Below are 14,191 nucleotides of genomic sequence, written 5' to 3' on the forward strand. Positions count from 1 at the left end.
TCAATGACCGAGAGTGCGAGGAATGACAAAGACCAATAGGTAGATGACTCCCAGTACACCACCACCGAGGAGGAAGGTGTAGCCTTGCAGATGTCCGGCGTGGAGCTGACGCGTGGCGGCTCCGATACGGGCAAAAAGCGCCGCAGGCAGCCTAGCGATGAGTCCATCGACAAAAATACGCTCGATGCCGGTGACGATCCACGCCAGTCGATCCTGGAGCACACGGACGATGACGGCGTAGATCTCGTCGAAGTAGAATTTGTTGGCGAAAAGCTTCACCTTCACCGGATCGCTGTCTTTGCCACGGTAGAGGAGGACAGCCGAGCCGACTCCGACCACGAGGGCGATGATAGAGGCAGCGAGCACAGTGGTGTGTGGTGGGACGTGCTCCGGCATCATGGCCTGAAGGAAATGGGCGATGGATTCCCAGGCGGAGAAAATGGACAGGATCGCCAGCAACACCAGTGGCAGCAGCATGATGACTGGCACCTCCGTGGCGTGGTGAGCGGACTCCGTGCGTGGCTTCCCGAGGAAGGCGACGATGAGCAGCCGTGTCATGTAGAAGGCCGTGAGCGTGGCTGTGATGGCGGCACCGTAGAAAAGGATTTTGCAGTCGCTATCATAGGCGGCACCGAGGATGGATTCCTTGCTAACGAAGCCGCTGAGTCCTGGCACGCCCATGAGCGCTGCGGTGCCGATGGCAAAGGTCCAAAAGGTAACGGGCATGTGCTTGCGCAAACCGCCCATTTTCCAGATGTCCTGCTCGTGGTGGCAGGCGTAGATCACGGCACCTGAACCGAGGAAGAGCATCGCCTTGAAAAACGCATGCGTGTAGAGGTGGAACATGGCCGGGTGGCCGGGATGTGCACCGTGCGGCGCATGTCCCGCCTGTGCGATGATGGCGACGGCTCCGACCGCCATGACCATGTAGCCGAGTTGACTGAGTGTGGAGTAGGCGAGCACCCGCTTGATGTCATTTTGCTGCGTAGCCATCAGCGCGGCGAGCAGGGCGGTGAAGCAGCCGATCCCGGCGATCACCTCCGCCGCCATAGGCGATGCGGTGACGACAAAGCTCACTCGCACCATCATATAGACACCTGCGGCGACCATGGTGGCCGCGTGGATGAGCGCGGAGACGGGTGTGGGGCCCTCCATCGCGTCTGGCAGCCATACATGGAGGGGAAATTGGGCCGACTTGCCCACGCAGCCCATGAAGAGGCAGAGCGCGATCGCAGTGACGACTCCAGGGTTGCTTTTCGTTATATCAAAAAGCGGGCCGCCTTGGACGAAGGCGTCTTGGAGGTTGTCGAGGTTCAGATCGCCTTTGTTGAGCCCAAACAGGAGCAAAATGCCGATCATGAAGCCAAAGTCACCGATGCGGTTCACAAGGAAGGCTTTTTTGGAGGCTTCTGCGGCGCTGGCTTTTTCAAACCAGTGACCGATCAGCAAGTAGGAGCTGAGTCCTACGAGTTCCCAGAAAATGAACATCATCACCAGATTGGCCGCCAGCACGATGCCCGTCATGCTGAACATGAAGAGGGACAGCGCTCCGAAGAAGCGCGGCTTGGCCTCATCGTCCTTCATGTAGCCGAGGCTGAAAATGTGCACCAGCATGCCGATGAAGGTCACGATGAACATCATGCCACGGCTTTGACCGTCGATCATGGCCTCGATCCCGGCGCTGAAGCCAGGGATGTCGATGAAATTCAAAAGCGGCACGACGGGGGCATCCGCTCCATCTGTGGCCAGCAGTGTGACGCTAGCGAAGAGGCAAACCACCGACGAGCCGACCGAGATGAGCACGCTGGCGTTTTTCAGTGCCTTGTGGCCGAGCAGGATGACCAGCGCGGATAAAAAGGGCAGCAACAGCAGGAGCGTGGGGATGAATTGGCCTTGAGGCTGAGAATCAGTGACGGCGGCGAGGATTGGCATGGGCGGCGGGCGGGGTTCGGGCGGCGGCGTTTCGAGATCAGCCCTGGAGCTTGGTGATGGCCTCGGTGTCCACGCTTTGCTTCGCACGGAAGAGCGCGACGATGATGGCGAGGCCTACGGCCACCTCTGCGGCGGCGACGGTGATGGTGAAAAAGACGAGCGACTGCGCGGTGTAGTCTGGCAGACCATGCACGAGGTGAAAGCGGCTAAAGCCCACCAGCGCCAAGTTCGCGGCACTGAGCATCATCTCCAGGCACATGTAGATGATGAGGATGTTCCGCCGGGCGATCACTCCGGCGAGGCCGAGTGAGAATAGCAGTCCACTGACGACGAGATAGTGACCTAGCGTGATCATGCGGCACCTCCTGGATTCTTTTCGCGTTTACTCAGGACCACCACGCCCACCGTGCCGACGAGCAGCAGCAGGCCCACGACCTGGAGATGGAAGCCATATTGGTCAAAGAGCGTGAAACCGATCATTTTCGTATCCGGCAGCATCCCTGCATCCAGGTCTCTGGCGATGGTGGGCAGCTTGGCTGCTGCGCCGAGGGTCGATTTCGCCTCTGCAAAGGCTAGCGGGGTGTTTTCTGGTGATTTGTCCGCGATTTTCGCGTGACCGACCACGCTCGTGATTTGCAGGGCTAGCAGGGCAGCCAGCATCGCGCCCGTAGCGATGGCGATCATGTTCTTGGACTTGCCCTCCTCTGCCTTGATGTCCAGGAGCATGATGATGAAGAGGAAGAGCACCATCACCGCCCCCGCATAGACCAGCACCTGGATGGTACCGATGAAATAAGCGTCTAAGCTGATGAACAGTGCGGCTAGACCGACAAAGCATGAGGCCAGCGACAGAGCGCTGGTGACCGGATTCCGCGCCGTGACTACCATGAGCCCAAAGCCCAGGGTGATGGCGGCGAGGAGGTAAAATAAAAGCGGAGGCATGCGCAGAGAATGACGAAATCCGAGTCCAAAAGGGTGCCTGGCTGCCACGAAGCAAACCAGTGCCCAAAAACACAGGGAGAGGCCGATGATGCGAGCGAGGGCGGGAGGCGGCAACCCGATTTTGTGAAAAGTTTCACAAAGGGGGCTTTCGAATGAGCTAGAGGAGGGCGGATCAGCGCAATGTCGCCTCGCAGACCCCCGTTTCAGCAGTGCCATGACCCGCTTTGTCTCCCTTTTCTTTCTCGGTGTTCTCTGTCTCCCGCTCCAGGCTGCCTCGCGGCCGAATGTCGTCCTCTTCCTGGTCGATGACATGGGCTGGATGGACAGTGGCGTGTATGGATCGAAATACTACGAGACACCGCAGATCGACCGCTTTGCCACACGGGCCATGCGCTTCACCAGTGCCTACTCGCAGCCACTCTGCTCCCCCACCCGTGCCTCCCTGCTCACCGGGCAGTACACCGCACGGCACGGCATTACGAGTGCTACGGGCCACCAGCCGCCACAGGCTCCGGGGCATGTCTTTTTGCCCGCGTCTGCCCCGGCCACAGCCCCTATGCTCACCCCAGAGAGCAAAAACTACCTCGAGCCAGCACAGATCACGCTAGCAGAGGCCTTGCAGCAAAATGGCTACCGCACGGCCCACATCGGCAAGTGGCACCTCGGCCTCACCCAGCCACATTGGCCAGAGCAGCAGGGCTTTGATGTCGCCTTCCACGGCCATCCTGATCCGGGGCCGCCGGGGAATTACTTCTCCCCCTACGGCGTGCTGGCAGACGGGAAACCCGGCGGCAAAACCAAGGTCGGCACTATCACCGATGGCCCTACGGGCGAGTACATCGTCGATCGCCAAGCCGCCGAGGCAGAGAAATTCATCACCGCGAACAAAAGTGGTCCCTTTTTTCTCAATCTCTGGTGCTACGGCGTCCACGGTCCCTGGGGGCATAAGGAGGCATACACGCAGACCTTCCTCAGCAAAAAGGACCCTACTGGCCGCCAGGGGAACCCGATCATGGCCTCCATGCTGCGCAGTGTGGACGAGTGCTTTGGCCGCATCCTCACCAGCCTGGAGGAAAATGGCCTCGCAGACCACACTCTGATCATCTTCACCTCCGACAACGGCGGCAATGCACATAGCAACATCTCCTCCACCGGCAAAAAATCTGCCAACGCCGACTGGATCAAGTGGGCAGGCAATCAGCCTCCCACCCAGAACACTCCGCTGCGGGATGGCAAAGGCACCCTCTATGAAGGAGGCACCCGCGTGCCGCTCATGTGGGCCTGGGCCGGGAAAATCGCCCCCGGCACCACCTCGGACGCCATCGTCGGCCCGATCGACGTCTATCCCACCATCCTGGACCTCCTCGGCCTCGCGAAGCCAGCCGCGCAGCACTTTGATGGCATCAGCTACGCGAAGGTGCTGCGAGGCGAGGGCTCACTCGACCGTGAGGCCTACTTCAATTACCACCCACATGCCGGCGCAAACCGCGCTGGCGGTGTATCCGTGCGCAGCGGCCACTTCAAGCTGCTGCGCTGGTTTGGCAATCCTGCCACCCATGAGCTCTACGACCTGGAAAATGACCTCAGCGAGGCCCACGACCTCTCCGCCGAGCAGCCAGACCGCGTGAAGCAACTCAGCACCCTCATCGACACCTTCCTGCAAGACACCGCCGCCACCTATCCGCGCCCCAATCCCGCCTACAAGCCCCTCGCCGCCAAAACACCCGCCCAGAGCACCGACCCGCTCGCAGGCTGGAAAGAGCGTCAATGCAAAGCGACGATCTCCGACGGCATTCTGAGCCTCAAAGGCACCGCAAAGCCAGGAACCGCCTTTTTAGGCCATGGCATGGCAAAAATGAACGCCCCAGCCACCATCAAGCTACGAGTCCGCAGCGCCACCGGCGGCGCAGGAAAAATCGAGAGCTACCCCCACGGCTCCGCAGATCCCAATGGCCTCACCACCGTGCCCTTTGCGGTCAAAGCCGGCGATTGGCAGGAATTGAGCATCGATCTGACCACCCAGGCAGCACTGGGCACACTTCGTCTCTATTTGCCAGATAGCGACATCGACCGCATCGAAGTCGCTCCCGCGAAGGGCAAAGCGATGAGCTGGGATTTTTGATGCGTTTCCCACCTCCGCCGCACACGGCGCATGGAAGTTCGCACTCGATTTTTCGCCAAAAACGGCCACCTCATCGCCGTCATGAAAAAACTGCCGCTGCTCGCCCTCGCTCTCACAGCCACACTCCACGCCGCTGACTGGCCGAAATGGCGCGGCCCAGCCCGCGATGGCATCTCCACGGAAAAACTCACCGGCGCCGAGGTGAAGAAGCTCTGGACCGCGCAGATCGGCATCGGCTTTGCCGCCTGCACCATCGCAGAGGGCCGCGTCTTCACCACTGGTCACACCGATGGCAAGGACACCGTTTTTTGCTTTGATGCAGCAGATGGCAAACTCGTGTGGAAGCACTCCTACACCGCCGAATTGGGTGATAAATACTACGAAGGCGGCACCTCCGCTGGCCCCACTCTCGATGCCGGCAAAGCCTACCATCTCAGCCGCTGGGGCGACCTGATCAGCTACGAGGCCGCCACCGGAAAAATCCTCTGGCAAAAAAACATCCTCGAAGAAACCGAAGCCGAAATCCCCGAATGGGGCTTCAGCGGCTCCGTGCTCGTCACGGGCGATCACTTGATCCTCAACATCGGCAAAAACGGTGCCGCATTCGACAAAACCACCGGCAAGCTCATCTGGAAATCCGAAGCTGACACCGCCGGTTACAGCACCCCGCACCCCATCACCGTAAATGGCAAATCGCAGATCGTCCTGAGCACCCGCCGCGCCTACAAAGGCATCGACCCCAGCAACGGCAGCGTGCTCTGGGAGCACACCTGGAACACCAGCTACGGCGTGAACGCCGCCGATCCCATCCTCAGCGGCACCCAGCTCTTCATCTCCTCCGGCTACAACAAAGGCTGTGCCCTGCTCGATCTATCCAGTGCCGAGCCCAAAGAAATCTGGCGCAGCCGCATCATGCGCAATCAATTCAACTCCAGCGTGCTCATCGACGGCCATCTCTACGGGAGCGACGGCGATGAGAACAAAGAAGCAGCCCTCAAGTGCATCGACTTCGCCACCGGCACCGAAAAATGGACCGAGCCCAGCACCGGCTTCTGCTCCCTCACCGCCGCCGATGGCAAACTCATCATCCTCACCGCGAAAGGCGAACTCATCATCGCCAAAGCCAGCGCCACCCAATTCGAGCCCATCTCCCGCACCCCCGTCCTCACCGGACGCTGCTGGACCGTCCCCGTCCTCTCCCACGGCCGCCTCTACCTCCGCAACGCCGCCGGCGAAATGGCCTGCTTTGAAGTGAAGTAATCTCGTGTGAGCAAATGACGCCTTCACAGCCCCGCGCTGCCGTAGCCGTGGCCGCGGGAGCAGAGGCGGTGGAGGTGGCTGAAGACCTCGTGCGCGGCGACGGTGCCGCTTTTCGGCAGGGCATCGAAGTCGCCGATGAGTAGCGGCCAGTCATTGAAGTCAGCGGGGAGTCGGCCGTGGCTGCCTTTGACTAGCGTGGCATCGAGCGGGATGACATCCATGAGCATGCGCATGCCGCACATTTTTTTCAGCAGCTTGCCAGCGATCTTGAGCTTGGGGAAGCGCAGCTGCGGATCGAGCAGCAGCTCGGCGGGGTCGTAGCCGCACTTCCGATGAATATCGACGCAGCGGGCAAAGTCGGGCGCTTTGGCATCATCCTGCCAATAGTAGTAGGTGAACCAACTGCGCTCATCGGCGATGGCGATGAGATCGCCGCTGCGCTCGTGATTGAGGCCTGCGAGATGCTTTTCCATCTTCCCGAGCACTTGCGCCACGCCGGGTGTGGCCTCTAGCGCAGCACGCACGTCATTGAGGATGCTAGGATCATTCACATACACATGAGCGAGCTGGTGATCCGCGATGGCGAGGGCTTTGCAGCCGCCTTCATCCAGTGTCTCTAGGCCGAGCTCGTCTTTGATGCTCAGCCAGCCTTTGTCACGAAAGACGCGGTTCAGATGCACGGGCTGGGTGACGTCGGTGATGCCGTATTCACTGAGGATGACGACCTGGATGTTCCGTTTTTCATAAAAGCGGATGAGGTCGCCGACGACGCGGTCGATGTCCCGCAGGTCGCCGCTGATTTTCGTCATGTCGAGGCCGTGGCGTTGCAGATTGTAGTCCAGATGCGGCAGATAGACGAGGCTGAGGCTGGGCCAGTGCTTTTCCTCGATCCACTTCGCGCTCTCAGCGATCCAGATGCTGCTCTTGATGTCGCTACCAGGGCCCCAGAAGCTGCGGAAGGGGAAAGGGCCGAGGTCTTTTTTGATCCGCTCACGCAGCGGCATGGGCTGGGAGTGGATGTCGAAGACCTTTCGCCCATCCGCCGGATAAAGCGGGCGCGGTGTGATGGCGATGTCGGCGGTGGAGTGCATGTTGAACCACCAAAAGAGCTTGGCGCAGGTGAACTCTGGCTCCACGCGGCGGAGGGACTCCCAGAGCTTCTCTCCATGCATGAGCTGCTCTGGCTGCTTCCAAAAGCGGTGCTCGGCATAATCGCGATCATACCAGCCATTGGCCACGATGCCGTGGTCACGCGGTAGTTTGCCAGTCAGGTAAGTCGCCTGTGCGGTGCAAGTGACCGCAGGTGTGACGGGCTCGATGAGCGCGATGCGATTCCGCTCTAAAAAAGCGCGAATTTCCGGCATTTGAGCACCGATGAGCCTGCTGGTGAGGCCTACGACGTTCAGGATGGCGGTGCGTTGCATGTGTGGGGGGAGAGTTCTGGCGGGCGATTATCCCGCGCTGGAGGAGAACTGCAAACAGGGAACCATTGACGAACTCTCCATCGTGGTGAATCCGCATCCCATCATGCCAGAGTGGATCGAATACCTTGCTGTGGCCGTCTGTGCGGTGTCTGCCGTGCTCGCGGCTGAGGGGCGTGGCATCGACTTGCTCGGTGTACTGGTGCTGGCGCTGGTGACGGCGGTGGGCGGCGGCACGGTGAGGGATTTATGCCTGGGTGTCTCGCCAGTTTTCTGGATCGGGCGGCCAGATCTGGTGTGGATGGCGCTCACGGCTGCGGCGGTGACTTTTGTGGCGGCGCGGTTCGTGCATCTGCCAGAGCGGATGCTGGATGTGGCGGATGCTTTCGGCCTAGCGCTCTTCGGTATCGCAGGCACGGAGAAGGCACTGCAATACGGCACATCGGGCATCGTGGCGGTGCTGCTCGGTGTGGTGACGGGCGTGGCTGGTGGGATTTTGCGTGATGTGCTGCGGCGTGAGATCCCGTGGGTCTTCCGCCAGGAGGTGAATCTGTATGCGACGGCGGTGGTGGCCGGTGCAGCCGTTTATTTGCTGCTGCTGGAGTGGGCTCCGCAGTCCAGCATGCCACGCTATGCGGGTATGAGCGTGATTTTGCTGCTGCGACTGGCCGCGATGCGCTGGGGGCTGCGCTTGCCAGCCTTTGTGCGGAAATAATGACCTCAACCTGCGGTGACGCAGATTTCACGGCGATTCGCTGCGAGCTGGGTGGCGTGCACTGGCGCGGGGGCAAAGCCACGAATGAATTTCAGATACTCATCCATGCGGCGCTCGTGCGCATCGGAGTTCATTTTCAGCGTGAGGATGAGTCGCTGCGCCCGCAGAGCAGCCTGGAGTCGTGCGACATGCGGCAGCACCTCCGGCGGGGCTAAATTGATGTCGCAGAGTATGAGATCGACATGTGCGGGCAGTTTCTCGATGTCTAGGCGAGCCAGTGGCACGCGGAGCTGGCGGAAGCCGCCGCTATCATGCCGCAGCACGGATTCATCCATGTCCCCCGTGTCCACACCGAGCACACGCACTCCGCGATCCAGCAATGCGAGCGATGCACCACCTGGCGCACAGCCTAGATCGAGTGCGGTAAGGCCACGCAACTCCTCTGCATCCCATCCGCGCCAGGCCAGCGCCTGCTCCAGCTTCAGCCACGCACGCGATGGTGCATGCGCAGGCAGCACGAGGCGCGGCAACTGCGTGCTCAAACCTACACGATGGCTGTGGAGGCCTGCGAAGAGCGGCTTTGCCCCACTGGCATCCACCAGCACACTCAGCACGGCATCTCCGGCCTGGGGTGCATTTATTAAAGTGAGGCCCGCTGCGCTCACAGCAGCATGCAGGGCTGTCTGCACGGCTTCGGGGCCGCTCCAGTCGATCACGCCATCTTCTGAAATCTCACGCGGGGCGACCTCGATGGCGATTTCGCGGAGATTTTGCTCCTGGAGCTTCTGCGCGAGCTCCGTCACGCTGGCGAAGGAGCCGATCGAAAAGCCACTCACCCGCGCCAGAGGTGATCCGAGCTCAAAGCTGGCCGGAAGCGCCTCTTTTGACTTCCAGGTGATGAGTTGTGGCCGCATGAAGGCCGGCGTGAGCTGCCCAGCATGTCGGCGTGCCACATCTGCCTTCAGCGCTGCTTCAGATCCCGCACGGCACGCGGCAAAGACAAAAGGAGAGACGGGGAGACTGGATGGGGAGGGCATGAAGAAAGTGATGACTCATTCCTTCCCCGCTGAGGGCAGAGTGCAACTAGGCAATCCATGAAACCCACCGCGATCAGCGTAGCTCCTGCATAGCTCGCATCTTAGCGTGGGCGGCACCGCGATCGAGCATCTCTTCTGCGCGGGCTTTCCCTTCATCGAGCTCACTGCTGAGTCCGGTGATGACGAAGCCTGCCGCCGCGTTCAGCACGGCGATGTCACGCTTCGGCCCACGGATGGTGCCAGCGAGCACACCTTCCAGGATGGCGGCATTTTCACGAGCATCACTACCGACGAGGTCGGTGAGCTGCGCCTCTGGGTAGCCGAGCTTTTGCGGATTGAGCTGGAGGTCACTGATGTCTGCGCCTTGGAGCATGCAGACTTTATTCACACCCAATGTGGAGAGCTCATCCATGCCCTGATCGCCGCCAGCACTGCCGTGGACGATCCAGGCGGCTTTGCGACCGAGTTTGACCAGAATCTCGCCGAAGACATGCGTGAGCGCGGGATCAAAGACACCGATGAGCTGGTAATCCGGCCTACCAGGATTCAACAACGGCCCGAGCATGTTAAAAATGGAGCGCTGGCCTTCTGCGGCGAGTAGCTTGCGGGCATCTGCGACGGCTTTGAATGCCGGGTGGTAGAGCGGCGCAAAAAAGAAGCCCAGGCCGAGCTTTTCGATGCCTGCGACGACTCGCTCACGCGGCAGATCGATGTGGATGCCCAGCGCCTCCAGCACATCTGCGCCACCGGCTTTGGAGGTGATGCCGCGATTGCCATGTTTCGTCACGCACACGCCGCCAGCGGCCAGAATGAACATGGCAGTGGTGGAGACATTGAAGAGATGCAGCTTGTCACCGCCCGTGCCGACGACATCGAGCATCGGACCGGGTAATTTGTCACGATTGAGCCCAGGATCGACAGCGAGCTGGAGGAATTCCTCCACGAAGGCGGCGATCTCTGCGGGAGTCTCGCCCTTTTTGGCCAATGCACGCAGGAAGTCCGCTTTCTCCGCCGCAGGCCGTGCCGGATCGACGAGCTGGCTGGCCGCACTGCGGACCTGCTCGGAGTCGAGGTTCTTTTTGGCGCTGAGCTGCTGGATGAGTGATTGCATGATTTGATTTTGAATGCTGACCCGTGTTTAGCAATGCGAACATCACTCCTCACTTGAACTCTGATCTCATCCTCGGCATCGACCTCGGCACCACGAACTCGCTGGTGGGCGTGGTGGATAGTGGTTTCCCCATTTTGCTAGCAGATGAGCATGGCAGCCGCAGTACACCGAGTGCGGTGAGCTTTGGCAGTGAAATCATCGTCGGCGCTGCGGCGCTGCGGCAGCGGGCGCTGCGACCTCAGAGCACGGTCACATCGGTGAAGCGCCTCATTGGCCGCCGTGGTGGCGAAAGTGGCTGGCAGCCACATTATGACCTGAAATCGCTCGGTGTGACGGCGGTGGAGGTTTCGGCGGAAATCCTCAAAAAGCTCAAAAACATCGCCGAGCGAGCTTTGGAGCAAAAAGTGAGTCGTGCGGTCATCACGGTGCCTGCGTTCTTCAATGACGCACAGCGTGCCGCGACGAAAAAAGCCGGTGAATTGGCCGGATTGAGCGTGGAGCGCATTTTGAGCGAGCCGACGGCTGCGGCGCTGGCTTACGGGCTGGATAAACTCGGCGAGCATCAAAAAGTGGCCGTCTATGACCTGGGTGGCGGCACTTTTGACATCAGCGTGCTGGAGATGCGCGAGGGCGTCTTCCAAGTGCTGGCTACAGCGGGTGATACGCAGCTAGGCGGTGATGATTTGGACCGAGCGCTGGCGGATTTCATCGCCCAACGGCTGAATTTGCCGCCAGACGACATGCGTGTGCTGGAGGCTGCCGAGGCTGCGAAAAAACGCCTCTCCAGCGATGAATCGACCGAGTTTGATGGCCTGACGATCACGCGTGCTGATCTGGAAAAAATCGCCAAACCATGGCTGGAGCGCACGCGGGTGCACTGCCTGCGAGCTTTGAGCGATGCTGGGGTGAAGGCGGGTGATCTGGATGAAGTCATCCTCGTCGGTGGCAGCACACGCATGCCGCTGGTGCGTGAGTTTGTAGCGCAGCTCTTCGGCAAAGCGCCGAACACGACGCAAAACCCGGACGAAGCGATCGCCCTGGGTGCGACGATCCAGGCGGGCATCTTGAGCGGTAGCTTGCGGCAGGTTTTGCTGCTCGATGTGACGCCGCTATCGCTCGGTATCGAGACTTTTGGCGGATTGATGAACATCATCATCCCACGCAATACGACGATCCCCGCGAAGGCTGGGGAGATGTTCACCAATGCGGTGGCGAACCAGGATTTGATGCTCATCCGCATCCTGCAAGGCGAGCGTGAGCTGGCGAAGGATAACTGGGAGCTAGGCCGCATCGAGGTCCCCTTCCCCGCCGGGCCAAAGGGCAGCGCCCGCGTGGGCGTGCAGTTCAGTCTGGATGCAGATGGCATCCTGCATGTGCTGGCACGCGATACGGCGACGGGCACCGACACTACGCTGGAAATCCGTGGCACCGCTATCGACGTGGAGGATGAGCGTGTGGAGCAAATGATCTCCGAAAGCGTGGAGTATGCCTTTGAGGACATGAACGAACGCGTGTGGACGGAGGCCCGCATGAAGGCGGAGGAGCTGCTTCCCGCTGTAGATGCGGCGCTGGAGCAGCTCGGTGACTCTGCCGAAGTCCGTGCCTGCGCTGCGGAGGTTCGCCGCATACTGGATGCGCCGGAGCATGATGCGCGTGCGCTCAAAGCCGCCACGCAGCAGCTCGATGATGCTACTCAAACTCTTGCGGTGATGCTCATCGACCGTGCGATGGAGGAGTCCCTGGCCCGGCGCGGTGTCTTGTGAGGTGCTGAAGCCGCGAAACAAAGAAAACAGGCACGGAGGTCATCCGTGCCTGTTTAAAAAGAGTTCGTTGTCGCTGCCGATTAAGCCTGGAGGGCTGCTGCGGAGTCGATATTCACGCGGCGACCATCTTTGTCGAAGCGGACGGTGCCGTCCACGAGGGCGAAAATGGTGTGATCTTTGCCGATGCCGACATTGCGACCGGTGATCCACTTGGTGCCGCGCTGACGGAGGATGATGTTGCCAGCGATGACGACTTCGCCGCCGTATTTCTTCACGCCGAGACGCTTGCTGTTGCTATCGCGACCGTTTTTGACGGAACCTTGACCTTTCTTATGAGCCATGACGAGTGAGGGGTATAGAGGTTGAGATGAATCAGGCGTTGATGGCAGTGATCTGCACCAGCGTGAGCGGCTGGCGGTGGCCACGGGTTTTGTGGAAGCCCTTGCGCTTGCGGAATTTGAAGGTGGTCGCCTTGTCGGCCTTGTGCTGTTTGAGCACCTTGGCGCTGACGCTAGCACCATCGACAGTAGGAGCACCAACACGGATGCTGGAGCCCTCGCCTGCTGCGAGCACTTGGTCGAATGTTGCGGTGTCGCCTTCGGCAGCAGTGAGCTTCTCTACGTCGAGCTTATCGCCGACGGAGACTTTGTACTGTTTGCCACCTGTTTTGATGATTGCGTATGCCATAACCTGAAAGGGAGAGTTGGAGGGGACCCACGCCAGGGGCGAGGGGGGCGGAGACTTCCACACCTGCCTAGACTCGGCAAGTCAAAACTTGCCCTCAAAAGCACTGTTTTGGGCCTCAGACGGGGCCTACTCACCAAAAAACGCAATTGCACGGATGGAAATGAGGACAGGATTAACAAGATTTTCAGGATTATGCAGGATTAACGGCATCTAACTTGATAGCGGCAAAACATCCGCAAGGACAGAGCTTTGAAATCGCCGCGACCACACCTAGTTACCCAGGGTAAATCCTGCATAATCCTGTAATCTTGTTAATCCTGTCACCCGCTTGGTATTTTCCAGGTTCAATTCGTCATTTCATACGTAAGACGGGCCTCAGACGGGCTTGGGACCACCAAAAAAGTGCGTCAGGGCCTCCATCATGCCCTCACTGGCGTAGCGGGTGGCCACAAATCCACCCCTGGAGCGTACGATGTCCTTCACGGGCTCCAGGGCATTCCCTGGGCAGGCGATCATGTGCGCATGGCGGGTGTCGAGCATGCTGAGGTCATTGTAGTTATCCCCGGCGGCGAAGCAGGCGGCGGCGTTCAGCCCGAGCTGCCGCGCTAGCTCCGATAGGGCGGTGCCTTTGCTGTATCCACTGTGGGAAAAGCGCAGATAGATGCCGTTGCGCTGGTAGCCGATGTCGGGGGCCTGCTGCGCCTGCTGGTCGATGAATTGGCAGACTTTCTCCATTTCAGCGTCCTGTTTACCGACGATGCCGATGCCGCCGTCGCCATCCTCGATCCAGTCCGCCTGGGTGGTGGTGGTGACGAATTGCTTGATGGCATCCAGCGCGGTGCGGTGATCTTTGACGAAGCGCTCATGGGCCCGCTTCGCCTCGCGATTCCACTTCCCGGAGTCCTTCCAGGCGGAAAAGAAGCCCGGTTTATAGATCTCGCACTCCTGGGCGATGATGAAGTCCGGGTCCATGAAGATGCCGTGCTGGGCCAGCCCGTCCATGGTCTGCCCGAGGCTGCGACCCGTATTGATGACCCAGGCTGCACCTTGGGAGCGTAACAACTGAATCATCTGCCCGAGACCAGGGTGAAAGACCGGATCACTCTGCGGATGCACTAGAGTGCCATCGAAGTCGAAGCTGAGGATGAAACGGTGTTTGACGGCGGCCATGGACGCAGTGTGGGGGCGGGAAAGGGCTCGC

13 protein-coding genes are annotated in these 14,191 nt (G+C 60.2%); 4 read left to right on the forward strand and 9 right to left on the reverse strand.

Annotated elements, in window-relative coordinates; translation table 11 throughout:
* Genes nuoL through IPK32_25670 form a run of 3 tightly spaced genes read right to left on the reverse strand, consistent with a single transcriptional unit; the run spans position 1 to position 2,874 of the window.
* Positions 1-1,932 (reverse strand): NADH-quinone oxidoreductase subunit L, encoded by a 1,932-nt coding sequence (nuoL, locus tag IPK32_25660; protein ID MBK8095266.1) that lies wholly within the window; start codon positions 1,930-1,932, stop codon positions 1-3.
* A gap of 37 nt (positions 1,933-1,969) precedes the next feature.
* A complete protein-coding gene (gene nuoK, locus IPK32_25665; GenBank protein ID MBK8095267.1) occupies positions 1,970-2,287 on the reverse strand; it encodes an NADH-quinone oxidoreductase subunit NuoK in 318 nt (105 codons plus the stop codon).
* Positions 2,284-2,874, reverse strand: coding sequence for an NADH-quinone oxidoreductase subunit J (locus tag IPK32_25670; GenBank protein ID MBK8095268.1), 591 nt, complete (start codon positions 2,872-2,874; stop codon positions 2,284-2,286). The genes nuoK and IPK32_25670 overlap by 4 nt, the downstream gene beginning before the upstream one ends.
* 214 nt (positions 2,875-3,088) lie before the next feature.
* Between IPK32_25670 and IPK32_25675 the strand changes: the two genes are divergently transcribed.
* Positions 3,089-4,996 carry a sulfatase gene (locus IPK32_25675; GenBank protein MBK8095269.1) on the forward strand — a complete coding sequence of 636 codons (1,908 nt, stop codon included), beginning with the start codon at positions 3,089-3,091 and terminating at the stop codon, positions 4,994-4,996.
* Positions 4,997-5,077: 81 nt separating this feature from the next.
* The gene (locus IPK32_25680) at positions 5,078-6,256 is read left to right on the forward strand and encodes a PQQ-like beta-propeller repeat protein (GenBank protein ID MBK8095270.1); all 1,179 of its coding nucleotides are present in this window, start codon (positions 5,078-5,080) and stop codon (positions 6,254-6,256) included.
* A gap of 23 nt (positions 6,257-6,279) precedes the next feature.
* Here IPK32_25680 and IPK32_25685 read toward each other — a convergent pair whose 3' ends face one another.
* Complete coding sequence (locus tag IPK32_25685; protein MBK8095271.1) at positions 6,280-7,680, reverse strand: alkaline phosphatase family protein; 1,401 nt, start codon at positions 7,678-7,680, stop codon at positions 6,280-6,282.
* 103 nt (positions 7,681-7,783) lie between these two features.
* On the opposite strand from IPK32_25685, the gene IPK32_25690 reads away from it, so the two are divergent.
* On the forward strand, positions 7,784-8,392 hold the full coding sequence (locus tag IPK32_25690) for a TRIC cation channel family protein (protein MBK8095272.1): 609 nt from the start codon (positions 7,784-7,786) through the stop codon (positions 8,390-8,392).
* Positions 8,393-8,397: 5 nt separating this feature from the next.
* Here the strand turns inward: IPK32_25690 and IPK32_25695 are convergent, their stop codons facing one another.
* The gene (locus tag IPK32_25695) at positions 8,398-9,429 is read right to left on the reverse strand and encodes a hypothetical protein (GenBank protein ID MBK8095273.1); all 1,032 of its coding nucleotides are present in this window, start codon (positions 9,427-9,429) and stop codon (positions 8,398-8,400) included.
* Between the two features lie 73 nt (positions 9,430-9,502).
* Entirely contained in the window at positions 9,503-10,540 is a 1,038-nt protein-coding gene (gene trpD, locus IPK32_25700; GenBank protein ID MBK8095274.1) for an anthranilate phosphoribosyltransferase, read from the reverse strand.
* Between the two features lie 53 nt (positions 10,541-10,593).
* Here trpD and IPK32_25705 point away from each other — a divergent pair, with 53 nt between their 5' ends.
* A complete protein-coding gene (locus tag IPK32_25705; protein ID MBK8095275.1) occupies positions 10,594-12,303 on the forward strand; it encodes an Hsp70 family protein in 1,710 nt (569 codons plus the stop codon).
* 80 nt (positions 12,304-12,383) lie between these two features.
* Here the strand turns inward: IPK32_25705 and rpmA are convergent, their stop codons facing one another.
* The 3 genes from rpmA to IPK32_25720 all read right to left on the reverse strand — a co-directional run bounded on the left by rpmA (position 12,384) and on the right by IPK32_25720 (position 14,160).
* A complete protein-coding gene (gene rpmA, locus IPK32_25710; GenBank protein MBK8095276.1) occupies positions 12,384-12,644 on the reverse strand; it encodes a 50S ribosomal protein L27 in 261 nt (86 codons plus the stop codon).
* A gap of 31 nt (positions 12,645-12,675) precedes the next feature.
* Entirely contained in the window at positions 12,676-12,990 is a 315-nt protein-coding gene (gene rplU, locus IPK32_25715) for a 50S ribosomal protein L21 (protein MBK8095277.1), read from the reverse strand.
* Positions 12,991-13,365: 375 nt separating this feature from the next.
* Positions 13,366-14,160, reverse strand: a complete 795-nt coding sequence (locus IPK32_25720; protein ID MBK8095278.1) for an HAD family phosphatase — start codon at positions 14,158-14,160, stop codon at positions 13,366-13,368.
* Positions 14,161-14,191: the final 31 nt, after the last annotated feature.

The sequence above is a fragment of the Verrucomicrobiaceae bacterium genome, assembly GCA_016713035.1.
In the GTDB taxonomy this organism is placed as follows: Bacteria; Verrucomicrobiota; Verrucomicrobiia; order Verrucomicrobiales; family Verrucomicrobiaceae; genus Prosthecobacter.

Excerpts from the sequence above, each read along its gene's own strand:
- nuoL (MBK8095266.1), bottom strand. The coding sequence starts at position 1,932 with ATGCCAATCCTCGCCGCCGTCACTGATTCTCAGCCTCAAGGCCAATTC.
- nuoK (MBK8095267.1), bottom strand. The coding sequence starts at position 2,287 with ATGATCACGCTAGGTCACTATCTCGTCGTCAGTGGACTGCTATTCTCA.
- IPK32_25670 (MBK8095268.1), bottom strand. The coding sequence starts at position 2,874 with ATGCCTCCGCTTTTATTTTACCTCCTCGCCGCCATCACCCTGGGCTTT.
- IPK32_25675 (MBK8095269.1), top strand. The coding sequence starts at position 3,089 with ATGACCCGCTTTGTCTCCCTTTTCTTTCTCGGTGTTCTCTGTCTCCCG.
- IPK32_25680 (MBK8095270.1), top strand. The coding sequence starts at position 5,078 with ATGAAAAAACTGCCGCTGCTCGCCCTCGCTCTCACAGCCACACTCCAC.
- IPK32_25685 (MBK8095271.1), bottom strand. The coding sequence starts at position 7,680 with ATGCAACGCACCGCCATCCTGAACGTCGTAGGCCTCACCAGCAGGCTC.
- IPK32_25690 (MBK8095272.1), top strand. The coding sequence starts at position 7,784 with ATGCCAGAGTGGATCGAATACCTTGCTGTGGCCGTCTGTGCGGTGTCT.
- IPK32_25695 (MBK8095273.1), bottom strand. The coding sequence starts at position 9,429 with ATGCCCTCCCCATCCAGTCTCCCCGTCTCTCCTTTTGTCTTTGCCGCG.
- trpD (MBK8095274.1), bottom strand. The coding sequence starts at position 10,540 with ATGCAATCACTCATCCAGCAGCTCAGCGCCAAAAAGAACCTCGACTCC.
- rpmA (MBK8095276.1), bottom strand. The coding sequence starts at position 12,644 with ATGGCTCATAAGAAAGGTCAAGGTTCCGTCAAAAACGGTCGCGATAGC.
- rplU (MBK8095277.1), bottom strand. The coding sequence starts at position 12,990 with ATGGCATACGCAATCATCAAAACAGGTGGCAAACAGTACAAAGTCTCC.
- IPK32_25720 (MBK8095278.1), bottom strand. The coding sequence starts at position 14,160 with ATGGCCGCCGTCAAACACCGTTTCATCCTCAGCTTCGACTTCGATGGC.